General features: G+C 40.7%; 23 protein-coding genes. 11 read left to right on the top strand and 12 right to left on the bottom strand.

Going from position 1 to position 25,680, the window contains the following annotated elements; translation table 11 throughout:
- Positions 1-470 precede the first annotated feature (470 nt).
- Positions 471-665 (top strand): hypothetical protein, encoded by a 195-nt coding sequence (locus AC5JM2_RS26505; RefSeq protein WP_495837803.1) that lies wholly within the window; start codon positions 471-473, stop codon positions 663-665.
- Positions 666-854: 189 nt separating this feature from the next.
- Here AC5JM2_RS26505 and AC5JM2_RS26500 read toward each other — a convergent pair whose 3' ends face one another.
- The 6 genes from AC5JM2_RS26500 to acnB all read right to left on the bottom strand — a co-directional run bounded on the left by AC5JM2_RS26500 (position 855) and on the right by acnB (position 8,510).
- Entirely contained in the window at positions 855-2,366 is a 1,512-nt protein-coding gene (locus tag AC5JM2_RS26500; RefSeq protein ID WP_495837802.1) for a hydroxysqualene dehydroxylase, read from the bottom strand.
- A 284-nt stretch (positions 2,367-2,650) separates the two neighbouring features.
- Positions 2,651-3,088, bottom strand: a complete 438-nt coding sequence (locus AC5JM2_RS26495) for a type II toxin-antitoxin system VapC family toxin (RefSeq protein WP_495837801.1) — start codon at positions 3,086-3,088, stop codon at positions 2,651-2,653.
- A gap of 11 nt (positions 3,089-3,099) precedes the next feature.
- Positions 3,100-3,459: a hypothetical protein gene (locus AC5JM2_RS26490; protein ID WP_495837800.1), complete on the bottom strand. Its 360-nt coding sequence runs from the start codon at positions 3,457-3,459 to the stop codon at positions 3,100-3,102.
- Between the two features lie 128 nt (positions 3,460-3,587).
- On the bottom strand, positions 3,588-3,839 hold the full coding sequence (locus tag AC5JM2_RS26485; RefSeq protein WP_495837799.1) for a RelB antitoxin-like protein: 252 nt from the start codon (positions 3,837-3,839) through the stop codon (positions 3,588-3,590).
- A gap of 117 nt (positions 3,840-3,956) precedes the next feature.
- On the bottom strand, positions 3,957-5,684 hold the full coding sequence (locus tag AC5JM2_RS26480) for a DUF262 domain-containing protein (protein WP_495837798.1): 1,728 nt from the start codon (positions 5,682-5,684) through the stop codon (positions 3,957-3,959).
- A gap of 159 nt (positions 5,685-5,843) precedes the next feature.
- The gene (gene acnB, locus AC5JM2_RS26475; protein ID WP_495837797.1) at positions 5,844-8,510 is read right to left on the bottom strand and encodes a bifunctional aconitate hydratase 2/2-methylisocitrate dehydratase; all 2,667 of its coding nucleotides are present in this window, start codon (positions 8,508-8,510) and stop codon (positions 5,844-5,846) included.
- Positions 8,511-8,798: 288 nt separating this feature from the next.
- Here acnB and AC5JM2_RS26470 point away from each other — a divergent pair, with 288 nt between their 5' ends.
- The 4 genes from AC5JM2_RS26470 to AC5JM2_RS26455 all read left to right on the top strand — a co-directional run bounded on the left by AC5JM2_RS26470 (position 8,799) and on the right by AC5JM2_RS26455 (position 11,311).
- Positions 8,799-9,113 (top strand): 2Fe-2S iron-sulfur cluster-binding protein, encoded by a 315-nt coding sequence (locus AC5JM2_RS26470; RefSeq protein ID WP_210615118.1) that lies wholly within the window; start codon positions 8,799-8,801, stop codon positions 9,111-9,113.
- 67 nt (positions 9,114-9,180) lie between these two features.
- Positions 9,181-9,357: a DUF8621 family protein gene (locus AC5JM2_RS26465; RefSeq protein WP_169153755.1), complete on the top strand. Its 177-nt coding sequence runs from the start codon at positions 9,181-9,183 to the stop codon at positions 9,355-9,357.
- Positions 9,358-9,601: 244 nt separating this feature from the next.
- Positions 9,602-10,669 carry a DUF3326 domain-containing protein gene (locus tag AC5JM2_RS26460; RefSeq protein ID WP_495837796.1) on the top strand — a complete coding sequence of 356 codons (1,068 nt, stop codon included), beginning with the start codon at positions 9,602-9,604 and terminating at the stop codon, positions 10,667-10,669.
- Between the two features lie 45 nt (positions 10,670-10,714).
- On the top strand, positions 10,715-11,311 hold the full coding sequence (locus AC5JM2_RS26455) for a CPBP family intramembrane glutamic endopeptidase (RefSeq protein ID WP_495837795.1): 597 nt from the start codon (positions 10,715-10,717) through the stop codon (positions 11,309-11,311).
- Between the two features lie 73 nt (positions 11,312-11,384).
- On the opposite strand, the gene AC5JM2_RS26450 is transcribed toward AC5JM2_RS26455, so the two are convergent.
- The 4 genes from AC5JM2_RS26450 to AC5JM2_RS26435 form a co-directional block, all read right to left on the bottom strand.
- Positions 11,385-12,809 carry an ABC transporter substrate-binding protein gene (locus AC5JM2_RS26450; protein ID WP_495837794.1) on the bottom strand — a complete coding sequence of 475 codons (1,425 nt, stop codon included), beginning with the start codon at positions 12,807-12,809 and terminating at the stop codon, positions 11,385-11,387.
- A 37-nt stretch (positions 12,810-12,846) separates the two neighbouring features.
- Positions 12,847-14,205, bottom strand: a complete 1,359-nt coding sequence (locus tag AC5JM2_RS26445) for a protein kinase domain-containing protein (RefSeq protein ID WP_495837793.1) — start codon at positions 14,203-14,205, stop codon at positions 12,847-12,849.
- A 344-nt stretch (positions 14,206-14,549) separates the two neighbouring features.
- On the bottom strand, positions 14,550-15,641 hold the full coding sequence (locus AC5JM2_RS26440; RefSeq protein ID WP_495837792.1) for a helix-turn-helix domain-containing protein: 1,092 nt from the start codon (positions 15,639-15,641) through the stop codon (positions 14,550-14,552).
- Between the two features lie 432 nt (positions 15,642-16,073).
- Entirely contained in the window at positions 16,074-16,958 is an 885-nt protein-coding gene (locus AC5JM2_RS26435; protein ID WP_495837791.1) for an alpha/beta hydrolase, read from the bottom strand.
- Positions 16,959-17,129: 171 nt separating this feature from the next.
- Here AC5JM2_RS26435 and AC5JM2_RS26430 point away from each other — a divergent pair, with 171 nt between their 5' ends.
- Complete coding sequence (locus AC5JM2_RS26430) at positions 17,130-18,014, top strand: helix-turn-helix domain-containing protein (RefSeq protein ID WP_495837790.1); 885 nt, start codon at positions 17,130-17,132, stop codon at positions 18,012-18,014.
- Between the two features lie 36 nt (positions 18,015-18,050).
- Here the strand turns inward: AC5JM2_RS26430 and gatA are convergent, their stop codons facing one another.
- Positions 18,051-19,505, bottom strand: a complete 1,455-nt coding sequence (gene gatA / locus AC5JM2_RS26425; protein ID WP_495837789.1) for an Asp-tRNA(Asn)/Glu-tRNA(Gln) amidotransferase subunit GatA — start codon at positions 19,503-19,505, stop codon at positions 18,051-18,053.
- Between the two features lie 288 nt (positions 19,506-19,793).
- Between gatA and AC5JM2_RS26420 the strand changes: the two genes are divergently transcribed.
- The 3 genes from AC5JM2_RS26420 (at position 19,794) to AC5JM2_RS26410 (ending at position 22,876) form a co-directional block, all read left to right on the top strand.
- Positions 19,794-21,149: a helix-hairpin-helix domain-containing protein gene (locus tag AC5JM2_RS26420; protein WP_495837788.1), complete on the top strand. Its 1,356-nt coding sequence runs from the start codon at positions 19,794-19,796 to the stop codon at positions 21,147-21,149.
- Between the two features lie 511 nt (positions 21,150-21,660).
- The gene (locus tag AC5JM2_RS26415; RefSeq protein WP_495837787.1) at positions 21,661-22,230 is read left to right on the top strand and encodes a hypothetical protein; all 570 of its coding nucleotides are present in this window, start codon (positions 21,661-21,663) and stop codon (positions 22,228-22,230) included.
- A 406-nt stretch (positions 22,231-22,636) separates the two neighbouring features.
- Positions 22,637-22,876 carry a hypothetical protein gene (locus tag AC5JM2_RS26410; RefSeq protein ID WP_495837786.1) on the top strand — a complete coding sequence of 80 codons (240 nt, stop codon included), beginning with the start codon at positions 22,637-22,639 and terminating at the stop codon, positions 22,874-22,876.
- 289 nt (positions 22,877-23,165) lie between these two features.
- On the opposite strand, the gene rpiA is transcribed toward AC5JM2_RS26410, so the two are convergent.
- Positions 23,166-23,876 carry a ribose-5-phosphate isomerase RpiA gene (gene rpiA, locus AC5JM2_RS26405; protein WP_495837785.1) on the bottom strand — a complete coding sequence of 237 codons (711 nt, stop codon included), beginning with the start codon at positions 23,874-23,876 and terminating at the stop codon, positions 23,166-23,168.
- A gap of 186 nt (positions 23,877-24,062) precedes the next feature.
- On the opposite strand from rpiA, the gene AC5JM2_RS26400 reads away from it, so the two are divergent.
- Entirely contained in the window at positions 24,063-24,413 is a 351-nt protein-coding gene (locus tag AC5JM2_RS26400; protein WP_495837784.1) for a transposase, read from the top strand.
- Positions 24,367-24,885 (top strand): transposase, encoded by a 519-nt coding sequence (locus AC5JM2_RS26395; RefSeq protein ID WP_495837783.1) that lies wholly within the window; start codon positions 24,367-24,369, stop codon positions 24,883-24,885. The genes AC5JM2_RS26400 and AC5JM2_RS26395 overlap by 47 nt, the downstream gene beginning before the upstream one ends.
- The last annotated feature ends 795 nt before the right edge of the window (positions 24,886-25,680 follow it).

Raw genomic sequence — 25,680 nt, 5'->3', positions numbered from 1 at the left:
GCTCCAGTAAAATATGAGAGTTTTCCGGAAACAGTCATGCTCTAGTCATTATTACCAAAACTTCACGCTTATCATATGTCAGGTTTATCACTAATATCAAAATATTGTGTTTTCTGACAGCATACAATGACAATTTTATTCACAAAATAGCGAATTTGGGGGTTTTTCAGTAAAAATACTTACGATTGCGAGTAAAGATCAGGAACTTCTTGTAGAGTAGGGAACGCTTAACAGGGAGCAGGGAGCAGGCGTGTGAAAGTCTGGTGCTGTCCGTATTTTCTAATTAGTTGACGTCCTAATCTACCTGGCAACTGCTATACAGTAGATTTTTATAGAATTGCTTCAGAATATAATGATCGCTTTAACTGCATCCACCTCTGGTCTGATTTTTCTTTGCAGCTTTCAGATTTAGTGACTACGATTGTTACTACATATAAAATGCAGTGATTGTTGAGTTTAAGGGAAATAAGATGAGTTCGTCTAAATTAAATCGTAAATTAAACCAGGGTTTTGGGGCTTTTCTCGGTATTGCGATCGCTGTTTGGGTTCTGCGGGGTTTTGGTATTCTCACTTTTCTTCCAGGAGGATTGATTTGGCTGTTGCTGCTTGCGGCGATCGCTATGGCTATTCTCAGTCACGTGCAAAAAACTTGGTGGCGTTACTAAAACAACAATCCATCGTATTTGCCTCAAGAGTACTGCGCCCATAACGCGCGTTTGGGCGTAGGGGACTCGCTAGCTCTGCTTTTAACTTTGAACTCCCCGCAGGGGCAGAGGTTCCCCCTACACCCTTACACCCTTACACCCTTACACCCCTGTTGACACTCCTACACTCTCCTCACGGGTGAGTGTAACTTACGGTAACCAAAATTCCGGCAAAATAGATTTACCAATTTGACGCGCAGTTTTGTTAACAGTTCTTGCCAATTGAATGTGTGGCTCATCCGCTTGCACAGGTAGAATATTGGCTGGTGCACCTTTTCCAAAATAGGAAATCACTAAATTTGCTGCTTCTAAACCTGTGACGTAAGCCTTTTCTTGCGACCAAGAACCGTGGCGGTTTACAATCCAATCACCACTCATAAAAACATTTTTAAAACTTGTTTTCCCTGGTAACATATAACGATAACTACCAGGAGCAAAGTGAGATACTGCCTGCGGTAGACGAATCACGCTGCTATCAATAACTTTGGCTTGACGAAATTCGGGCACACAATTTGCTAAGTAACGGTGAACTATCGGAATAATTTCGTCATCTTCTAAAGAAAGAAATTGATTAGCATGATAAAAATCAGCTTCAACAACTGTACCAGGTTCGTGACGGTACTCATCATGCAACGCATTCAAATCAAAAAATGTCCAACCCGTTGTTCTATCAAAACCAAAGCAAGCATTAGAAGGACGTTTAATAGAAATCTTACGGTCAAACCATAGCCGAGTTGCTAAAACATCAATCGCTCCTAGATTGCTGAGATTGCGAAATTCATCACGTTTTTGTAAACTGGGGCTATTTGATAAAATCTTTTTCATCCCAGTGATACCAACAGCAAAAACGACTGCATCAGCATCAAAGACTTCATCATTGCAAACAACTCCTGTGACTTGATTATTGCCATCAACAATTAAGTCACTGACTCGACGATTTGCTAATACTTTTGCCCCAGATTTTTCAATCCGTTCTACCCAAGGGCGGAAGATTTGTTCTCCTACGGTTCCCCGGCACCAAACCACATCAAAATCTGGTTGATGTGCCAAGATAAAATAGTAAAGCATTCCTATAGCTGCTGCAGCCGAACACTGTTCTCCAGGAGCAAACAAGCCCACCAATAACATTGGTTCAAAAGATTCGTGGTAGAGTCGTGCAGAAACACCAAAATCTTTAAACAATTCACGGGCAGTGATAAAATCATAACGCCGCCAAGCTTCATCAGAATTATCAAAATCAATAATCGCGTAAAGCAAAGGCAGAGCACTGATGCGATCAACGAGTGGCAAACGTTTAAACTGTGTATAAAGGAAAGTTCCTAGAGGAGTGGGGAGTTGCGGTAAGTCCTGAAAAATGGGTGATTCAACTTCTAACCCTGCTGGAGAATATTGCGATGAACGAGTCCAACTTGTAAAGGGACTAATTCCCAGTTCATTCATCAAAGAAAAGATATTTCTGTAAGGATACCAGAAGCCATGAATACCCGCTTCTACAGAACGTCCTGCAGATGTTTTCCAACCCGCAACCAATCCACCAGGATAAGAACCAGCCTCTAATAGTGTCACCTGGTACCCTTGTTTTGCTAGGTAATCAGTTGCGCCTAAACCCGCCCAACCAGCACCAACAACGACTACTCGCTTGTCTTGTGATACTTTTGACATATTAGCCTCCGATTTTTCTCCCACCATCAAATCTAAAACATCTGGTGGACATACTATTTAACCATAAAGGCAACGAGAGATAAATAAAATTGTGTTCTGGTGTCGGAACTTTCGAGTTACGAACCCTAATAAGTTCGTAGTGAGACCTTTAGTCTTCTTTACCGACAAAGCAAGGACTGATGTTGTTTCTCAAACACTCATCGGCGAGATGTAGATACTCGTCGGCGAGTCTTAAACACTCATCACCCAAGTGGTTGAATCGCTACGAAATCATCCCGTTGATACTAAATTAATCGCCATTCACGAGCATCAATAAATTGGGATAAATGGCTTACATTTGTTGTAGCAACTATAACCTCATTTCTTTCTGATGCAACCAATATAGCCTGAGCCGCTAAAATCACTTCCCCATCAAGTGCTTTGGGATCTGCTGTTGGTTTGCCAACACGTCTTGCTTGTGCCGACAACTGAGCTGCCAAAAGAATCGCTTCTGTGGTAATGGGAAGATAGGTAATCGCAGCTTTAATTTGGTCAAGACGCCTGATACCAGCTACTTTACCAGCCCTTAGCAACTCACGCCGCACCTCATAATCTGCAATTTCAGGTAATACCACTTCGTACCCTTTGAGAGGCAAAGTATCTAGCCAAACTTTGCACTCTTGACACTCAGCAGAAATCGTTTTAGGATTTGTCACCATTCCCAATGGACTACTATCTAACATGATCATCCTACTCATGGGAACAGTGGACGATTAGAAAGACGGTCTTCATCAAGTGCTTGACGTAGATATTCCCAAGTTTCTGTTTGTTCTTGTTCATCCCCCTCCTCTATCCATTCTTTAGTCAGTTTGCTCAGGGCTTTATGCTGTTGGATTAATCGGTCGTTTTCGGGAATTTCTTGTTCAGAAGTCTCTGATAATCCTGGTTTTAAAATTACACTTTCACGAAATAAACGGATTATCTGAAGTAAATTAGACCAGTATTCTCTGGGAGTTTGTTGAATTTCTTGCAGTAATTCTGTTATCGATACTTCGGAAAAACTATTCTCTCTATTATTTTGAGACTCATTAGTCACTATACTTTGTTCAGACATGATGACTTTTTTGGTAATTTATCTTAAAATTTTAGCAATAAAATATTTTTGCTGGGCAATACCTGTTTACGGAAAATAGCGATAAATATCTTTATATATAATGCCAATACGATAATCACCTATCCGAATCAGGATAATAGCATTTTTTGGTGAAGCTCTTTTTCAAGTTCTGCTAATGCTTCATTGAGGTTAAGCGGTGTTTCATCTTGCACTTCTTTCATGGCAAGAATTAATCCTTCGTCTTCAATGGCTTCTAGCAAACGTTGATAATCATCAAAATCTATGACCACTTTTTGGATGTTACCCTCAGTATCAGTGATCAGTTCTTGAGCAAATGGATATTTATTAGCTTTCATCTGGATTTTGGCTTTTGTCGTCATAATATGACTTTAGCGTTCCGAGAGGGTGTGCGATACGCGAAGCGTCAAGCCTCCGGCTTATCGCAAGTCTAGTAAGGTGTTAACCTAACATCAGTGTTCTCTGAATTCAAATTCCTCTTATCGAGGCCAAACTTTAATCGCTATTTCGGCTAAATATTCAGCACGAGTTTTAATTGCCTCTTCATTCCAAATATCTATTTTGCGGAAATATTGGTTTAAAGTAACATTACTATCTCTTAAAAGAATTACCTTCTTTTCAAAAGATCCGTTAGATAACTCAGAATTATATCCTGTTAATGTAAGATTACCCAAAGTGTGCAGCCATTTTTTTTGTACATTGCTGTAATTAGCACCTAACATTTGCTGCCACTCTTTAGGTAAAGGTGACTTCTGGGGCATAATATGCTCAATAGACATATCTTTAAAATCAACGCACTCCTTGGTCAACGACTCTTCGATACTCTCTAGCAGAAACTTCACTCTATCATTTACACTTGAACTCTTACTGTATAAAGCTTCATTGCACAGTCCTTGACAGAATTCATTATCATCAGGCCAGCGTTGACTTTTCTCGAAACTTATTAGAACTGCACGTAAACAACTTACCAAATTATTAGGATTATTATTTTTAACTTTATTGTACAAGCTATTAAATACTGCCCCTAAAGTCCTAGTAGAAACTCCAGCAAGCCAACGGCGTACAAAGTAAGACTCTAAATATCTGAGAGTCTGTTCAAATTCTGTCAGTGATAAGCATTTATCTTGATATTCATTATAAACATTCATCAGGAATATATGACACGTCTTAAAATCCAATCTCTCAAAGCGCTGAAACCAATGTTTAAGTTTAGGTTCTGACTCTTCATTTTCAAAATTAAGACGCTTATAATAGTGAGTGAATTTGATCATATTTTGCAATTGCGTTTTTATTCCTGATTCCGGTTTATCATGCGATTTTGCAGAATCATCAAAGCGCTTTTTAATAGTTTTATAGACCTCTTTTTCGTTAACAGCCTGTCCATCTTTACGCAGATAGAACAAAAAAGCATTACTCAGTTTCTCTGCATAATCCTTTTCCATATTAGCTTTAAAGCTTTCTTGAAGAGGAAGCCATTCTGTTTTGTACACTTCTTCTCGTTCTTCATTAGGCAGCTTCATAAATATATAATTGCGAACTAAATCTGCCTGACTGAGTTCTTCTCCCTTGTTGTTTAAGCTTTCAAACATAAGATAGGGGTTATCGTTGGTATCAGAAGTAATATTTACTAATACTAAACGCTCTAAAATGATTGTTCTCAACTTGCTCAAATCAAGAGGAAGATCCTGCTCTGGATCATGTTTCCTCATTTGCTTCTCAAAAAAATTATAAGCATTATATATTTGTCCTAACTGTAATTCTTTATTTTTACCTTTAGTTACCTTACTATCGATTATGCTCTTATATGCTTCGCGATCATCCTGGGTAGGCAGTACTTTATAATGATCATCATTTTTTTGGTACTTGTTTATCAAGTAAAATTCCTGTATCTGTTCTGACATTTGTTTATCAGGTTTCTTGAGATGATTCCGTAGTACTGCTAAGAGAATACTAAGGGTAGTGAGACGTTGTTGCCCATCTATAACTACATATGGAGTGATACCGTCGGCTGTTCCTAATTCTGCTTGTGTTACTATGGGTCCAAGAAAATAAGAACCTTTTACCTCATCACTATATATACTCATCAAATCATTCCACAAAGCTTCCCAGTTCTCGTCTTTCCAAGAATATGGTCGTTGAAAAAGAGGTATTTGAAACTGTTTGCCACCTTCTAATAAGTTGCGGAGAGTAGTTTCTGATGCTTTCATCCTTACTTCTAACTTAATGTACTGTTCTATACAATGATAAACTGCTTTTCATATCATGAAAGACTAATTTCAGATCAATTTGCACGAAAAAGTCCGCACTAGCGGACTTTTTTAGTGTAACCTTATACTTTAGCCTAAGGGCATTTTATAGATATTCTCTTACTTCCTACCAGCCCCCGTCGGCATACCCAAAATATCCTCAATCCTGGGCATTTCTTCCAACGGAATCACTCTACCTTCATCCTCAAAATCAGCAATTTGATCAAAGTTCAAATAGCGATACAAATTATCAGCAAAAGGATGAATCTTATTCGCCACAATATCAAGATATTCCTGCACTGTGGGAATGCGTCCTAACAGCGCACAAACAGCTGCTAACTCCGCTGAACCAAGATAAACTCGCGCATCTTTGCCCATACGGTTGTTGAAGTTGCGGGTAGAAGTAGAAAACACCGTCACACCATCAGCAACTCGCGCTTGATTACCCATACACAAGCTACATCCCGGTATTTCTGTCCGCGCACCCGCAGCATCGAAAACGTCATACACACCTTCTTCTTTAAGTTGGTGTTCATCCATGCGAGTCGGCGGACAAATCCACAAGCGAGTCTTGACAGAACCTGCATTTTCTAACACTTTACCAGTCGCGCGATAATGACCGATATTTGTCATGCAAGAACCAACAAAAACTTCTTGCACTGGATCATTGGCAACTTCCGATAATAATTTGACATTATCAGGATCATTAGGAGCAGCGACAATAGGTTCTTGAATTTCGTTTAAATCAATTTCAAGAATTTCCGCGTATTCTGCGTCTGCATCTGGTTCCAATAGCACTGGATTTGCTAACCACTCTTCCATTTTGGCAACACGACGCATGATAGTACGCTCATCGTGATAGCCGCGTGCTACCATATTTCTCAACAACGTTATGTTAGAACGCAGATATTCGGAAACTGTCTCAATACTGAGCTTGATAGTACAACCTGCACAAGAACGTTCGGCGCTAGCGTCGGTGAGTTCAAAAGCTTGCTCAACTTTCAAATCTGGCAAACCTTCTATTTCCAAAATCCGCCCAGCAAAGACATTTTTCTTGTTCTTCTTCTCTACCGTTAGTAAACCTTTTTGAATTGCAACGTAGGGAATAGCATTCACAACATCCCGTAAAGTGACGCCAGGTTGCAATTCACCTTTGAAACGTACCAAAACAGATTCTGGCATATCCAAGGGCATGACACCCAACGCGCCAGCAAACGCCACTAACCCGGAACCGGCGGGGAAGGAAATACCCAAGGGAAAACGAGTGTGGGAGTCGCCACCAGTTCCCACGGTGTCGGGAAGTAACATCCGGTTTAACCAGGAGTGGATGATTCCATCGCCGGGGCGCAATGCGACTCCGCCACGAGAAAAGAAAAACTCAGGTAGTTCTTGATGAGTTTTGATGTCAACAGGTTTGGGATATGCTGCTGTATGGCAAAAACTCTGCATCACCAAGTCAGCAGAGAAACCCAGACAAGCGAGTTCTTTTAACTCATCGCGGGTCATTGGTCCTGTGGTATCCTGGGAACCAACAGTCGTCATCATGGGTTCGCAGTAGGTACCGGGACGAACACCTGGTAAGCCGCAGGCTTTACCCACCATTTTCTGTGCCAAGCTGTAGCCTTTACCTGTGTCAGCAGGTTGCTGTGGACGGGTAAATGCTGTGCTGGGTTCTAAACCAAGTGCGAGTCTTGTTTTATCAGTGAGAGTGCGTCCAATCAGTAAGGGAATCCGTCCACCAGCGCGAACTTCATCAAGAATGCTGTCAGGTTTGAGGGTGAAGGTGGAAATTACTTCGCCTGCTTCATTAGTGATGTTTCCTTTGTAGGGATAGATGGTTATTACCATCCCGGTTTCCATGTTGCTAACATCGCACTGGATGGGGAAAGCACCAGCATCTTCAGCAGTGTTGAAGAAAATTGGGGCGATACTTGAGCCTAAAATATATCCACCTGCTCGTTTATTGGGTACAAAAGGAATATCATCCCCAATGTGCCATAGTACAGAGTTAATTGCTGACTTGCGGGAGGAACCAGTACCAACCACATCTCCCACGTAGGCGACAGGATACCCTTTTTTCTTTAACTCAGCAATGGTTTCCAACGCCCCAGGCATTTTACTTTCCAGCATTGATAATGCGTGTAAGGGAATATCTGGGCGAGTCATGGCTTGGGGCGCAGGTGATAAGTCGTCGGTGTTTGTCTCACCCGGAACTTTGAAAACGACAACGCTGATGAATTCTGGTACAACTGGACGAACGGTAAACCACTCGGCTTCTGCCCAAGAGTCTATCACTCGTTTGGCGAAAGGATTGGTTTTGGATAATTCCAAAATATCGTGGAAGGCGTCATACACCAGCAGGGTTTTGCTTAAGGCGGTGGCGGCGTATGCTGCTATAGGTTCTTTTCCTTGTCCACCCATCACCAAAGGAGTTTCCGAAGATAGTGATACGGATACGGTGGGAGTTTGTAAGAGTTCAATTAATGATTGAACGTTGTAGCCACCCACCATCGTCCCCAGCAATTGCACAGCTTCGATTGGTGAAATCAGGGGGACAGTGATTTCTTCTTTGGCTATGGCGGTGAGGAAACCAGCTTTGACATATGCAGCTGGATCGACTCCAGGAGGAACGCGATCGCGCAACAAGTGCAGTAATGTCTCTTCTTCACCCGCAGGCGGATTTTTTAATAATTCACATAGTTCTGATGTTTGATTTGCATCTAAAGGTAAGGGGGAAATTCCTAGTGCTGCTCTTTCGGCAACGTGACTGCGGTATGATTCCAGCATTCTGCTCTCCAAATATTCGATCCAGAATTAGATTTAATGTTTACAATCATTGCCCATTCATTATGGGTAGTTTTCCCTGATTGTCGGTAACAAGCCAGATGAACAAGTGATAAATCTTCCTAGGTGAATTTTTTCGTCTAGCAAGGACTTATAATTATCACTGGATCATGCCCTATCGAGTCAAGCTTTTTCCAGTTAAGCTTCTTGCTGGCGATTCTTTCTTGAGTTGTCCATCTTTTTCTAAGATAAGATATTTAACTTGTCCGTTGCACAGCATTGCTATTGTATATGCCCAAAACATACACCGTTGAAATTACCCACCAAGGCAAAACTCAGACTTTGCAAGTTCCCGAAAATGAAACCATCTTATCAGTTGCTGATGCGGCTCAATTAGATTTGCCAAGTTCCTGTCATGCTGGTGTTTGTACGACTTGTGCTGCCCAAATTCTATCCGGAAGCGTAGATCAAAGTGATGGCATGGGTGTAAGCCCAGAACTGCAAAAAAAAGGTTATGTATTGCTTTGCGTTGCTTATCCTCGTTCTGATTTAAAAATTGAAGCCGAAAAGGAAGAAGTTGTTTATCAGTTGCAATTTGGTAAGTAAAGATGCTTTAAACAGCGTGTTTGTATATCCGTCTTAGTGTGTATATAATTAAGTAAGGAATGAAACAATGACAACCCATTTTATTACTGCAGAAATAGATCTACAGGAAACTCCCACAGAACTCCAAAAAGCAATTGAAGTAGAGTTGAAAAAACAGGGAGAACCTTTGCGTTGGGCAGTGACATCTGTAGATGTAAAACAACAATCATGTACCGTTGAAGCTGTTGTGACTACAGAAGGCTAATGGATAATAGCGAATAGCAACGGTTCATGATGACTCGTTAGTCAGTAGCTAGTAAACCTCACCCTGCCTCCGGCTTCCCTCTCCTTATGAAGGAGAGGGATTGAGGGTGAGGTCTAGTATTAAGATGAAATGATACCGACCTACTTAGAAATAACTAATAACAATTCACAAGTAAATAGCAATTTCTTTGTGACTTGTGACTTCTGATTTCTGAATCCTGAATTCTTCTTTTTAACTTGATTAAGTGCGTCAATACACCGCTATCTTGATTATCCCAACAGGCATTGGGGCAGCAATAGGAGGTTATGCGGGAGATGCATTGCCAGTTGCCAAAGCTGCTTCACAGGTTTGTGATCGCCTGATCACCCACCCCAATGTCCTCAATGGTGCCAGTTTGTACTGGAACCTGCCCAACACTTTCTACGTTGAAGGTTACGGACTTGACAAATTTGCTGCTGAATGCTGGGGTTTACGCCCAGTTCATCAAAATCGAATAGGTTTGCTTCTTGACCAAGCAATAGAACCAGAGTTACGGCTACGACACTTACAGGCAGCGGATGCAGCCAGAGCAACTCTGGGATTATCCATGACAGATTACGTCATAACTGATGCACCATTAAACGTAGAATTACGAGAATCGGCATCAGGAATAAGTTGGGGAACGATAGGCAACCCAGATAGTTTATTACGGGCGGCGGAAGTTTTAATTAAAAAAGCAGGGGCGGAGGCGATCGCAGTTGTTGCTCGTTTTCCTGATACTCTGGATGAACAAGCAGACCAAAACTACCGCCTAGGTAAAGGAGTCGATCCGATTGCTGGTGCAGAAGCTGTGATTAGTCATTTGATTGTACGAACTTTTCAAGTTCCTTGCGCCCATTCACCCGCCTTCTTACCTTCACCTGTAGATCCCAATTTATCTCCCCGTTCTGCTGCTGAAGAATTAGGTTATACTTTTTTACCATGCGTGCTTGTTGGCTTGAGCCGCGCACCCCAGTTTCTAACTGGGACGTCATACGAATTGTCCGAATTTGGAGATATTTGGGCAAACCAAGTTGATGCAGCAATTGTACCAGCAACTGCTTGTGGCAACAGCGCTTTACTGAGTTTAAGTCAGAACAGGCGATGCCAAATCATTACTGTGGAGGAAAATCAGACTCAGGTACAGGTTCGACCTCAACCTTTAGGGATAAAATCAATACAGGTAAACACATATTTAGAGGCAGTCGGTGTATTAGCCGCCCTCAAGGCAGGCATTAACCCATCTGCTCTGGGTCCAAATATATCCCCTTTACAATCTCTAATAAATAGTTAAGAAGTTATTTTTTCTCCTTGTCCCCTTGTCCCCTCATAGATTATCGTGGCACAACAGCAGAAGCAAGAGCCAGAAATCCCTTATTTGACACGCACTCAAGTGCTGGTGGCGATGGGAGTGACTGCAATACTTTTATGGATAGTCGCCAAGCTATGGCTACAATTTGGTAACTTTGCCCTCATGCCTTGGCGCTGGGATCAAACAGAGTTGCTTTGGGGCGTGTTATTAGGTTTAGGCATCACCGCTTTAAGTAGCTTAGCTTATCGCCTATGGGTTCCCTATCGTAAAAGCGCTGATTTTTACTTAGAAATGGTGCTAAAGCCTTTGGCTTTGCCAGACTTGATATGGCTGGGGTTGCTACCTGGATTAAGTGAAGAATTGTTATTTCGGGGTGTGATGTTACCAGCCTTTGGATATAGCTATGCGGCTGTGATTATCTCAAGTATTTGCTTTGGTGTCTTACACCTGAGTGGTTCCCAACAATGGCCTTATGTTATTTGGGCAAGCATTGTGGGAATATTGCTAGGTTGTAGTGCTGTGTTTAGTCATAACTTGTTAGTACCAATTGTTGCTCATATTCTGACTAATTTGATTTCTAGCTATTCATGGAAGATTGGGCAGTCTCAAATTATTAAAAATTGAAGAAGAATTTGGAAGTCGGAATCTTACTCTTAGCCGCTTCAGTGATGAAAACTGCTGTAGCGCGAAGTGACGCTCACTCCAGAAGTCTAAAACGATAGCCAGTACTAGAATTGCAAGACTGACTAGGATTGCAAGGCTCCACTTTGACTAAAAAAACTCCGCCCTTGCGATCGCCTGTTTGCGAAAACTGAATCTTTCCTGTTGCTCCTAAAGCTGAGAAATTTGGATTAGACAAAGCTTTTTGTAACTCTTGGCGGGTGTTGCCTTGTTTCAACCCAGTGATAATTGTTTGAAGTGCATCATATGCTGTCGCAGTTCGTGGACTCACTTCTCCACCCCACAGCCCAACGGCTTTCTGAGCAAAAGATTTGTTTCCAACAGTATCATTATGCCAAGAGACACCAAGCACCATTCCTTTGACATCTGCTTGCCCATACTTTAAAGTTTTTTCAGTGTACATCCCTTGGTAACTGAAAAGCGGGAGTCTACCTTTATTTTCTCGTGCCACATCAATAGCTAAGTTCAGTTTATCTGGTCTAGGAATGAGTATCAAACCTTCCGCTCCATCACTAATGGCTTGAGTGAGAAAAGCACTTGGCTGAAAATTCGGAGCGCTCAAATCACAAGCTGTACTGGTAACTTTACCTCCATATTTTTTAATCGAATCAGTATATTGTTCTACAATTTCCTGACTGACTTTTTCCTGGTTAACTATAAATGTAGAGTCACTACAAATAGCGATGTTGGTGAGGCGATTTTTTTTAATGATATAGTTGGCGATCGCATCACTAAAAACATCAAACTTTGGAGTCGCATAAAAAACGTATTTTGTTGGTTGAGATGGTTTTTTGGGATTGACTGTTGAAACCATTACCAAGCCATCTTTATTATAAATTGATGGATCGCGGCTAAACCCAACAACAGCTACGATACTGGTATCCTTAACCAATTCCGTGCTGAGTTCTTTCATCATATCAAAGTTATCAATACTAATAATCTCAAGTTGCAACGGTAGCCCATTAATTCCTCCACTGCTATTCACTTCATCTTGAGCTTGAGCCACTCCGCGTAAAGTCTCTTCTCCTTCATTTAAAGAAATACCAATTGGTACAACGACAGCAACCTTTAGGGATTTTGATTTTCCAATTTTGGCATTATTCAAATAAATTAATGTTTCCGGATCATTACGTTTAGCTTGCAAGGATACTTGGAATTTACTGACAGCAGTGCTAAAGTCACCAGCTTCAAATGCCTTGCTTCCAGCATCTTTATCAGGGGGTCTTCCTTCCCTGACAAAAACTTTTTCACCCAAGCTCATTCGGTTTTTTAAAGGTGAATTGATATAAGATGGAGAAATTGAAGCGCTATTTGGTTGAAATTGCCCAGAATACTCTTTTTCTGGACGAACGACTCTACCCAATAACCATAAAATGGCTGCTATTAATAATCCAGCCAGCCCCAAAGAAATAAAGAGGCGAATATTTTCTTGATTTTTCATATACACAACCTCAGCCAACCAAAATTTATCTCTAAAATTAGAAGTATTTCGAGATAAAGCTGTTCAATATTTGAGAAACAGTCAAGAGAGTAAAAGTTAGTAATCCAGCAAGAATGGCTAGCAAGATTAAAACTAAGAATCCATCTATGCCTGCTTTAAGAAGATTAACAATGTAAAAATTCTTGTAGATAAATACAATAAATAATGTTGTGATTCCGGTAACGATAAATAAATAAGTTTTTTCAAAAACTGAAGAAGGCTGGACAAAGATGAATCCTAGGAAAATGAATAACCATAAACTAGAGCTGATCCAAATAGTTCCAACAGAACTCAGGAGGGCGATCAAAAGAAACGAACTCCCTGAACCTGTTAGAATTGCCCAAGGCAATAATTTCTCTATGGAGAACTGCCCTTGATATTGTGGTGGCTGCTGTTGAATTTGTTGCGTCAGTGTTTCTGGTTGAACAGGCGAGAGTATTGTATGCTGTAGGCTAGGCTGTGGGGACAACACAAAAAACGAATCTTGTAAAACAGCTTCTGCTGTCTGATAACGTTGTTTATAATCCTCTTGTAATAAATTATCAATAATTAGCCCTAACTTTTCAGTGATTGGGTATCTTAAATACTGCCGCCAGCTAGAAGTCCAGCTATAGCCCTGTTTCATCCATATCTCCCACGGTGAAACACCAGTCAACAAATGAAAAGTCGTTGCTCCCAAGCTATAGAGGTCACTCGCAGGATAAGCTTCACCCGAGTACATTTGCTCATAAGGTGCATAACCAAATGAACCAATACTCGTTCCTGGTTTCGCATGGACTGTTCCAGTCTTTCGCTTCGATACCCCAAAATCAAGCAGCACCAACTTACCATCACTTTCACGGCGAAGGATGTTTTCTGGCTTAATATCTCGGTGAATCACCTGCTGCTCATGTACCGCTACCAGAACAGGTAATAAATCTTGCAAGAATTCTTGAATCTTTGCTTCATCAAACACACCCTTGTGTTTTAACTCCTGCAACAGATCGTCCCCTTCGATAAACTGCTGCACCAAATAAAGGTAGTTACGTTCTTTAAAATAGCCATAGAGGGTAGGAATTTGGCGATGTTCCCCCAAATGTTGTAAACGTTTTGCTTCTTGCTGAAACAACTCCATCGCCTTTTGGCGTGACCAGCTTCCTTGAACTTGTGGTGCTAGTTGCTTGACAACACATTTCTCATCAAGCTTATCTGCATCCTCAGCAAGGTAGGTGCGAGCAAATCCGCCGCCTCCTAATGGTTTGATAATGCGGTAACGACCCCTGAGTAACTCAATCAAATCTGCCCCGCAATTTTCACAGAAATTTCTTCCTTGTGAATTTAGGGGATAAGAGCATTCGGGATTTAGGCAGCAAATCATAATATTGTTGCTGTCTTAGTTCGTGTTTTTACTGTCTTTTATTAATCGTAATCAATATACATCAAGTTTTCTGAACTTTCCGGATTTCTGATCAGGGAATTTAATAAATCTCAAATCTTGCACCTCATGACTCTTATAATTAAGAGTCTGATTTCAGACAATCTAGGTTCCCTTACCGAAAAAGGGAATAGGGAACTCTTAATGCTTAACGCTTAACAGGAAACTCTTAACGCTTAATATAAACTCAGATAGGAATCTTATATGTAGTAGTTCTTGTTTGAATCACATAGTAGAGACTGTACTGTACAGTCTCTACAGTATTGTTCACTCATCACTCATGACTCTTAAAGAGCTTCGGGTGGGGCAATATCAGGTCCAACGGTGACACTCACACGATTAGACAGCCCGGGCTTAGAAATTGGTTTTGTTTCCTGCGATGACTTAGTGAATGATGAAGAGGGTGAAGTTGCTGCATCTTTATCCATCCTTTTGTCTGCACTTGCTTGTTGGGACGCCATGATTGATAATCCTCCGACTGAGCCAGCGACAAGGGCTGCATAGCCTAGGTAAAAATGTACAGGATGCAGTGCTATTCCTAATCCAAAATTACTTTTATGCTCATACTTAGCAGGTAAAATTGCTTTTACTGGCTCTGGTGCAGGCAAGGAAGCAGCTAAATCTGTGCCATTCAATCCAAGAGCATTAGCCATAACCCGGATAAAACCACGAAGATACACATCCTCTGGTAATAACTCCAAATCACCCTTTTCCAGTGCCTCCATATGATGCAGAGGTACGTGAGTATAAACGTGAAGTTGGCTCAGAGAAAGACCTTGGGATTGGCGAGCTTGCCGTAGTTGTTGACCGATTTGACGCAGAGTTTCCACTCGTTGCTCGGCTGCCATTTGCTTGGCTAGTTCAGCTTGTTTGCGTTTTTTACCAGGAGTTCGCCACCCAATTTTCGTTTTCGGGCGGTTTGGTTTGGCTTTTGCGGAATTATTTGCCTTGTGACTTTCTACTGGAGATTCTGATGGTAATTGAGCTTTGTCATCAGTCTTGATGGTCGTTTTTTGCTCAACAACACTTGTTAAACCTTGTGATGAATCATCTAATGATTCATGGGTAGAATTTGTCTTTTCTATAGTTGACATTTCACTCGTGCTGTCTGAGCGCGGGTTCTCTTTAACTTTTTGGTATTGCTGCACAAATTGCCGAAATGCTAAACCAATCGCTTCTCTACCTACTGCTTTAAACAAAACATTGGCTTGCTCAGTTGAAGAACCTAGCAATTTTTGCAAGATGACTACAGCACGGCGATAGACTTTGCTCTGATGCAGTTCAGCTTCTATTTCACCTAAAAGCGTCCGCAATTCATCTTGAGATATTTCAATAGTTGGATTGTCAAGAATTTTTAACAAATATGATGTAGTAGCCATTGTAGGGAGCCTCTTGCGGCAATTAAACAAAGGGAAGTTCTATCTGTATAATCTCTTCTACGGTGTCCTGATGTTTCCGGATGTTACTGAGTTATTTTTTTTAAATATAAGAAAAATCAAAAAATTCTGCTAACTCAATAATGTCGTGTTCATCTATAGAGTTTCATACCAAGAATCCAATAAATTTTGACAATTGAATTCTGGCATGAGATAAATACCTCTTTTTGAAAATTCTAGAGGCCACGCTAGAACTTATACGAATTATATTTTAACAATCAAGAACGTATAACGTAGAATCGGTTAACTCAAGAATACCAAAATTGAAAATAGGTGTAGTCTTCTATTAGTATGAATCTTAATCCCCCACTAAGAAATTCTGAGTAGGTGAGTTTTTCTTATTTTTGGTAAAGTTTGTACTCAAGGGCTAAGAATTCAGGACTCAACGAGAGTAACAAAAGACTGAACAGCTTCTAAATATACAGAAGGAGCGACTTGTACCACATTATTATGTGCGGCACCAGGAACGAGAATCAATTTTTTTGGTTCAGGAGCAGCAGCATGTAAGTCTTGGCTCATGAAAGCAGGTACAATGACATCATCAGTACCATGAATAAACAAAACTGGAATTTTTAAGTTTGGCACCTTCCTGATCGAATCAAAATGCTGCCTCAGGATGATATCGACTGGAAACATCCAAAAATTGTTCCTGTAAGCGAGAACTTTCCGGATCGAGGTAAAAGAACTTTCTACAACCAAGCCAGCAGCGTTTGGATGTTTAAGAGCCAAATCAATAGCTACCGCACCTCCCAGCGAATGTCCGTAAATAAAAATTTTGCTGGGTGGAATCTTTTGCTGGTAGACTAGGTAATTCCAAGCTGTAGCTGCATCTTCATACACCCGCGATTCATTGGGAAAGCCGCCCTCACTACGACCAAAACCACGGTAATCAATTAATAACACGCTAAACCCGAGTTGATGAAACCAATTTGCACGAGTAACATTTGCACCAATGTTAACACTATTACCGTGCAGGTAAAGCAAAACTTTGGCATTTGGTTGATTTGCTCCTATCCACCAACCATGAATCTGTTCAACCTTACCTGATTTAGCTGACACAGGCAACCAAACATCTTCAAAACGTAAATTATAAAACTCTGGTGTTGTCTCAATAACTGGAGAGGGAAAAAAAATAAATCGCGTTTGCTTGAGAAAAAGAAATATACATACAGCCAAATAGATAATTGCTACAAAAACTGCTACATAAATTAATAATGGAGATATTAGTTGCACTGAATATTGCAGCTTTTTTGCTATCATGTCAGTATTTATAAATACAAGATTTTTAGCCTAACAAAAGAACTCTATCAAGAGGAAGTGAGGAATGAGTTATCAAAAATGATTTAAAATAAGATGAGTTAAAAAGTGTACATAAAATTAAGTATCTTGTGATTGAATGGGAAAACATTAACAATAAACAAGGAGAAGATAGTGAAGCTGTTAAATAAAGATCAAGAGGAGCAACTAGCAGAAATAGTTGCACATCTACGGAAAGTACGAGAGGAAAGATCAGTACGTCTAGAAGAACTCGCAGCTTACACACGTATTCGACCCGCCATATTACAAGCCATGGAAGAAGGGCGATTTGAAGAATTACCCGAATCAATTTATGTCCAAGGATTTATACGTCACTATGGAGATGCTATAGGACTTGACGGTGCGGCTTTAGCACAAAGTGTTGCAAATATTTGTTTGACTCCTGAGGAATCAAATCATGATAATCAAGTGGTAGATGAGAAACCAACCATATATATACCTCTTTTTGTACCTTACGTCCTGTTATTAGCTGTCGCTTCCTTGGGACTATTTTATCTTCTCAATCCACAACGTTCAGTTCAATCTTCTAGTCAAAACAACTTGTCGCCGCTTGCTGCTGAACAAAAAGCGAAATCTGCAACTGTGACTTCATCATTAACATCCTCCAAACCAAAAGCAAGTCCACGTGTCACTTCATCAAAAACCAAGGCTTTATCACCTGCACTAACAACTACTATAACCCCAACTCCATTACCTACACTAACTAATATAACCCCAACTCCATCTTTGCAAGCACAGACAACAACTCCAGTCGAAGTCACTCTTGAGCTTCAGGACAAATCATGGGTACGAGTGAAAGTAGATGGCAAAACTGAGTTTGAAGGGGAATTAAACAAGGGAGAAAAGAAAACCTGGACAGCAAAAAAAGAGTTGATGGTTCGCTCTGGTAATGCTGGTGCGGTATTGATTTCTACTAATAAGAAGCAACCAACACCATTAGGAGGTGTGGGTAGTGTCAAGCAAGTGACATTCACCCCAGAAACAGTGAATAGTCAATAGTGATGAGTCACTACTCATCACTACTAATATAAATGACTATAATTGCGGCGATCGCTCTTTCCAACTCGTTGACTGCTCATAAGCATAAGCGACTTGAAACAGTTGGTCTTCTCGTAGTACATTACTGATAAGCTGTAAACCAATTGGTAGCCCATTGTTATCAAAACCGCATGGGATACTTATACCCGGTAAACCCGCAAGATTAACGGGAATAGTCATCAAGTCAATTAAGTACATACTTAATGGATCTGAAGTTTTTTCCCCTGCTTTAAATGCAGTGGTGGGAGCTGTCGGACAAACTAAAACATCAACTTTCTCAAAAGCTTTTTCAAAGTCTTCCTTAATCAGGGTGCGAATTTTTTGAGCTTTGAGATAATAAGCATCGTAATAACCAGCAGAAAGGGTGTAAGTTCCAATCATAATCCGGCGTTTGACTTCTGCACCAAAACCAGTGGCGCGGGTGCGAGCATACATTGATATCAAGTTATCTGCATCAGGAGCGCGGTAGCCATACTTGACGCCATCGTAACGAGCTAGGTTTGCCGATGCTTCAGATGGAGCAATAATGTAATAGCTGGGTAAGCCATACCGAAACCGAGGACAAGAAATTTCTTGAATTTCTGCTCCCAACTCTTTTAATTGTTTAATCGCCTTGTTGACAGCTTCTTCAACTTGTGAGTCCAAACCTTCACCAAAAGTTTCTTTGATGACACCAATTCTGAGCTTTCCTTTAGGAAGTTCTGGTTTTAAGTTGGCGGTGTAATCAGGTATTTCGACTTTCAGGCTAGTGGAGTCTTTGGAATCGTAACCGGCAATCGCCTTCAATAATATAGCTGCATCTTCCACTGTACGTGCAAATGGTCCAATTTGATCCAAAGAGGAAGCAAAAGCCACCAAGCCATAGCGAGAAACGAGTCCATAAGTTGGTTTCATTCCCACAACACCACAGAAAGAGGCTGGTTGTCTAATCGAACCACCAGTATCAGAACCCAGAGAAACAACACATTCTCCTGCTGCGACTGCTGCTGCGGAACCACCAGAAGAACCTCCTGGAACCCGCGACAAATCCCAAGGATTAGCCGTGAGTTTAAAGGCAGAGTTTTCTGTGGAACCTCCCATCGCAAACTCATCCAAATTTGTTTTACCTACCATCACCGCACCAGCATCTGCCAGTTTTTGGGTGACAGTTGATTCATAAGGTGGTACAAAATTTTCTAGAATTCGAGAGGCGCAGGTGGTGGGAATTCCTTTGGTACACAGATTATCTTTGATTCCAATCGGTATCCCTGTGAGTATGCTGATTTCTTCCCCAGCGGTGATTTTAGCATCCACTTGCTGCGCTTGCTCTAATGCCCTCTGGGCAGTCACGCATAAAAAACTGTGCAATTTCGGCTCTAATGCTTGAATGCGCTCTAGTGCTTCTTGAGTAATTTCAACTGCAGAGCGTTCTTTGTTAATTAGCTGTGTGTGCAACTCGCGGATGGACGCCATGATTACTTTATATTACGACTCAAGTCCTTGATTTTAGTACACTTTGACGACTTCTGCCCACTTGATTCAAATGTGCAGATATTCTATTTAAAAGTCAATTGGAGTGAACTAATTTTATTTCTGTCAACAACTAGGGGCGTAGGCGGATAGGAGTGCACCAAAAGAAAAATTCCCTCTTTCCCTTATACCCTTACACCCTTACACCCTTAGTTTCTGTCAAAATGGGCGTTACACGCTTTTGACAATTTTAGAAATTAATTGATTTTATAGCTTTTAGGGGCTAAGAAAATGGTTAAAATTGTAACTCGAAAAAGTTTAGGGACGCAAAATGTCTATGACATTGGGGTAGAGCGCGACCATAATTTTGTTATTAAAGATGGCTTGGTTGCTTCTAATTGTTTTAATAAATCCCATTCAACGGCATATGCTTATGTCACATATCAAACTGCGTACTTAAAAGCGAACTATCCGTTGGAATACATGGCGGCGCTGTTGACGGCTAACAGCGATGACACAGACAAGGTGCAGAAATATATTTCCAGCTGCGCAAATATGAATATTCATATAGAGCCGCCAGATATTAATCGCTCTGGTGTAGATTTTACACCGTCAGATGACAACATTTTGTTTGGATTGTCCGCTGTTCGTAATGTGGGACAGAACGCAATCGCCTGTATTTTGAAAGCCAGAGAAGAAGGAGGCGAGTTTAAGTCTCTAGCTGATTTTTGCGATCGCATGGATTTGCGTGCTGTCAACCGCCGTAGTTTAGAAGCGCTGATTTCTTGTGGAGCGTTTGACACAATTGACTCCAATCGCAACCAGTTACTTCACGATTTAGAACTAGTATACGACTGGGCACAATCTCGTGCTAGAGACAGAGCGAGCGGACAAGGAAATCTCTTTGATTTGTTCGGTGGTGCATTTTCTACTGCCGTTACTACTAATAAAAACCAAAATAGCTTTGATATAGCTCCCAAAGCTCAAAAAGTTCCTGATTTTCCCCCACAGAAAAAGTTGCAAATGGAAAAGGAGCTTTTGGGATTTTATGTATCAGATCATCCACTCAAAGCTATTCGCAATTCAGCACGTGTTCTAGCTCCAATTAATCTTTCGCAGCTTGGGGAACAGAAAGAAGAAAGTGCTATTTGTGCGGTTGTCATGCTCAACGGTGTTAAGAAAGTCATGACCAAAAAAGGCGATCCAATGGCTATTTTACAAATAGAAGATTTAACCACACAATTAGAAGCGATCGTTTTTCCTAAAATTTACGAGCGGATTCATTCTCTGCTCCAAATTGATTCTAGGTTAATTATTTGGGGTAAAGTAGACCGACGCGACGACCAAAATCAATTGATTGTTGAAGACGTAGAATTAGTAGAAACAGTACAGTTGGTGATGGTGCAATTGAATCCTCAACAAGCAGCCACAATTGAAGAACAACATCGCCTCAGAACAATTTTGCAAGAATACTCAGGAGACAGAGAAAAAGCAAAAGTTCCAGTTATAGGAATTATACAAGCCGGAACTTCCCGTCAACTTGTCCGTTTTGGACGACAATTTTGGGTGCAAGATTCTAGAACAACTGTTCAGGCTCTTCAAAATGCTAGATTCTCTGCTTATCCACAATCGCTTGCTGATGTTTAATCAAAGAGCGATTGTGGTTCATGTCATTAATTGCTAGAGGTTGCAAGATTCCCGACTTCTCCAAGAAGTCGAGAATCTGATGATCTGTAATATCAAGTCAGGTTAATTAGTGATTAGTCCTGCATGTGTGCAAAAATATTACAACATTTTTCGTCTATTTGAACCACAATCTTCTATAAGGCTGCTACGCCCTTACAACGTGGTTTATTTACCCGAAAATTGCTGTAAATTCTAGCAGGCAGTGGGGGGAAAGAATTGGAGAAAAATCATTTGTATCAGGCATTTGGTGAAATGGCATTACTACCAGAGGGTCAGGATGTCACCGTTTTTACGTATTAACACTTATAAAAAAGATGTAATAAATACAATTATGCTCTCAATAATTTACCGTAAGTAAATGAAAATAGGCTCGTTTTTTCATTACTTATGCGGATGTTTTGTTTTTAAAATACAGTGTATATTTTGATGCATGATAAGTGTGTGTTAATAAGGAGGAGGAGACGAAAACTGCATGATCGCAGATGAGGTAAAGAATTTTGTTGTACATTGTAAAAGAATTCAACCCCAATCTCAGGAAGAGATTAAAAGATTTTTTGAGGGTGTTGTGAGTTTTCCTTACGATAACGAACTCCTATTGCAGGCTTATTTGTTCTTGAATATCGAACAGATATTTCCTTTCTGCTGTGAATTACTGTTATTTGAAAAGTCGCCAATCGCTGACTATACAGATTTGGGTAAGTGTGATTTCGTTTATCTAAGTTCCTTCGGTAATATTTTCTTAATAGAAACAAAATTTATTGATACAGAAGCAACAGGAGCAACAGAAAGGAAAAGAAGAAATAAGCATAGAAATAAAGTCTTTGAGCAAGTCATTACTTTGAAAAGCAGATTTAGTGAGTATTGGAATATTAAGCTAGATCAATTAGAATGTGCTGTTTTTACAACAGATTCAGAAGTTGCTTGGCGAGGAACTGGAGTGAATGTTGTCACTAAATCAATTTCTATGGATAAACTTAAATATTGGAGAAGAAATTATAAAACAGAAGTCAGAAGTCAGAAGTCAGAATTCAGAATGAATTAAGTGGGGTATAACAGCGCAACAGAACTGAACGGGAGAACCCTTTCGATCTCTGGTCTACAAGACGCTGCTTTGTATGCCTGTACCATACAAAGCAGCGTGTCCGTAAGTGCAAACTGTACCCATAAGGGCAATGACCCCCTCACCGCTAGCCCCTCTTAGGGGCTAGCGCAAACGCGCTTGGCAGATTTTTCGCTTGTTTTACCCAACCCCGCATCTGCCTTGTTTCTCATCTGCCTTGTGCTCTTGATTTCTCCTACACCCCTTTTTTTGACTTCATAGACTGGAGAGTGCTCATTGTTTTAGTAAGCAGAGTCTGGATACATCCGGAAAATCCTCAACTTGTGCGAAAAATAAAACGTTCCCCTTGAAGCTTTATTAGTAGAACTATATATCTTTGGAGGTATTAATGCCACATTACTCTAGCACTCAGCCAACAACTGACCCCTTAAATACTCACTCTCAGGGTTCTACTGATGCTTATAGTAATAATCTCATAGGGTTGTCTATCATCTCCCTTCCTCTGTTTATGTTACTAGGAATAATTACTTATAAAAAATACCGTACTACTGTTTACCGCAGAAGAATTGCCACTCTAGAAAAAATTTGGTTTATGGAGGTGAAAAATAATACTTATAGACAAGATTAAATACGAAAATAATAAACTGACTTGTGGTTTTGTATAGCCACATACTCACAGCAAGATTTAACAAGGGTTTCAAAGGGGTATAGGGGTATAGGGGTGTAGGGAAAATGCATTTATTTTCTTATTCTCTTATTCCCCCACACCCTTACACCCTTACACCCTCACACCCCTATCTTTTCTCGTGGACAGCAGTTGAACACTTTGCGCAGGGTGTCCGTAGGTACATTTTGAATTTCTCCCATGTGGGCGCAAGGCCGCAGCGCCTGTGCACCCCTATACTCATTTCAAACTGCTACAATTGCCTGACGACAGGCTGACCATCTTTGACTTCGCCTACTAACACCACATCAGCACAGTTGACGAAGATACCATTTTCCAAGACGCCAGGAATATTATTCAATATTTTTTCGAGATTTTCTGGGTCATCAATAGTGTCAAATTTGACATCTATAACCATATTGCCTTGGTCGGTAATCACTGGACCAGCTTTTCTCACACCCATACGCAGTTCTGGTTTGCCACCAAGTTTTTCAAGTGCCAGCGTGACGGGACCAACTGCCATTGGTATTACTTCTACAGGAACTGGAAAAACAGAACCCAGTCGGTCAACTAATTTGGCACCATCTACAACGACAATAAATCGGCTGGCGAAATAATCTACTACCTTTTCGCGGGTATGTGCTGCACCGCCACCTTTAATCAAATTTTTTTGTGGATCAACTTCATCTGCACCATCAATTGCAATATCAATGTGGTCAATAGCGTCTAGGGTGGTGAGTGGAATACCATACTGCTTCGCCAGCACTTCTGCTTGAAACGAAGTGGGGACACCAACGATATCTTTGAGTTCGCCTGATTTGAGGCGATCGCCTATAAACTCAATTGCGTACGCTGTCGTTGACCCCGTACCCAACCCAACAATAGAACCTGATTCTACCAGGGCGGCAGCGGCTTTGCCAACTTCCTGCTTGCTCAACTTTACGGGGTCTGTTGCTGCTGTCATTCCCAATGCTCCTCAAAAACTTGCTATAGAACATAGTAGAGGGCAACCCTGCCGTCGTAGAATCCGTTGCCCTATTGTAAAAAAAAGTACTGCCAAATGAGCTAAATAACAGTCAAAGTCAGGAACCTATCCCACTAATGCCAAAAGATGATAATCTCTTCTTGTACAAGAAGGGTGTATTTGTTCATGGCTGGGCGTTTTGAAGGATTAAGTGACCTTGAATGGAAGCTTTTTGATGATGTATTCCCGTTAGAGCCATCTAAGCGTGGAAAAGGAATGCCTCATGCACCGTATCGTCATGTATTAAATAGTGTATTGTACATTCTAATTACAGGGTGTCGATGGTGTGATTTACCAAGGGGAGATATATGGGCATCTAAAAGTTCGTCTCATCGCTGGTTAAAGCGGTGGCGCTCAGATGGAACATTTGAACATTTAAAAGCACGTATATTGGCGCTGGCGGATGAGAGAGGCTTGATAAATTGGGATTTTGGGGCTGTTGACGGCTCTTTTTCCCCCTGGAAAGGGAGGAGGTGAGGATATTGCTTATGGAGGGAAGGGTAAAGGCGTTTTAATCCATACACTGACCGAGGGGAATGGTATGCCTTTGGCTAACTGTACAACTGCAGCCAACGGAAATGAGAGAGAGCAAGTATTCCCACTGTTAGATAAAGTCAAACTTAAAACTTTAAAACCTGGCAGACCACGTAAAAGGCTGAAGGTGTTAGCGACTGACAAAGGTTACGATTCAAAGGATAAACGTGCTGCTTTACGCAAGCGGGGAATTAGACCTCAAATACCAAAACGAGCTTGGAAAACTAAGAAAAATAGGGGTAGACCGATTAAAATATCAGTTCCAAGGTTCCAGCAGGAACGTTGTTTTGCGTGGTATCAACGTAAGTATCGTTGTTTAGCTGTCCGATGGGAACGTCAAAAAGTATATTTTGATTCCTTCATTGACCTCGCAACCATCCATATATGGATTCAAAGGATTTTATTAGTGGGATAGATTCCTTTTATTTCTGAAAAATACCCAACTAAAGCAGATTGATAGTTTGGTATATGTATAATTGCGTAGTTGGAGTAGAGTTATGCGGTATCAAAAAGTGTGTAAATATATTGATGCAGTAGTTGGTATCCCAAGTAGAAAGTCTACTCTACCAACTTAAATCATTCCGTTGTGTAGTTACACCATAGGATAAAGCGCGCTAAAAACTACTTTACGAGCCTATCGCAGCACATCATACTCTAGTTGTGACTTTGCAGACACGCCCTAGCTGCAAATAAGTAATAGTTTATAACTATTCTTAATTCATTGTTTTAATGATTTTTTAATTCTTTTAAATATCTGCTTAACTGTCTTAACTGTCCATTTACATATCTGCTTAACTGTCTTAAGTTAAGTACAGTTGCATTTTTTTTGTGAAGCTGAGATGATTTATACGCTAAAATTCAAAAGATGTTTTTACAGTGGGGGGGTGTTGTAAGAAAGCTTACAAAGCTAATTACGGAAAATTGTAGAATAGCAGCTAGGATGGGGGATATCAAGAAAAAAAGTTTATGAGTACCTGATAAACTATCGCTTATCATGCTTTTATTACCAGCCACACAGATGTAGATGGTAAGGAAAGCGCATAAGTAAGGCGGCTCTGAGTTACAGGGAACGGCAAGTGATAGAACCGCTAATTACTTCAAAATCAGAGGTTGGTGAATAACTGTGAATATGGGTGAGGTTTAAATGCCATTTCCTACGTCATTCATACTGTATGGCAGTTAGGTAATCTTAATTTTCAAAGAACGGACT

This window comes from Brasilonema angustatum, from assembly GCF_059505445.1.
This window is presented reverse-complemented; position numbering and strand designations above follow the sequence as displayed.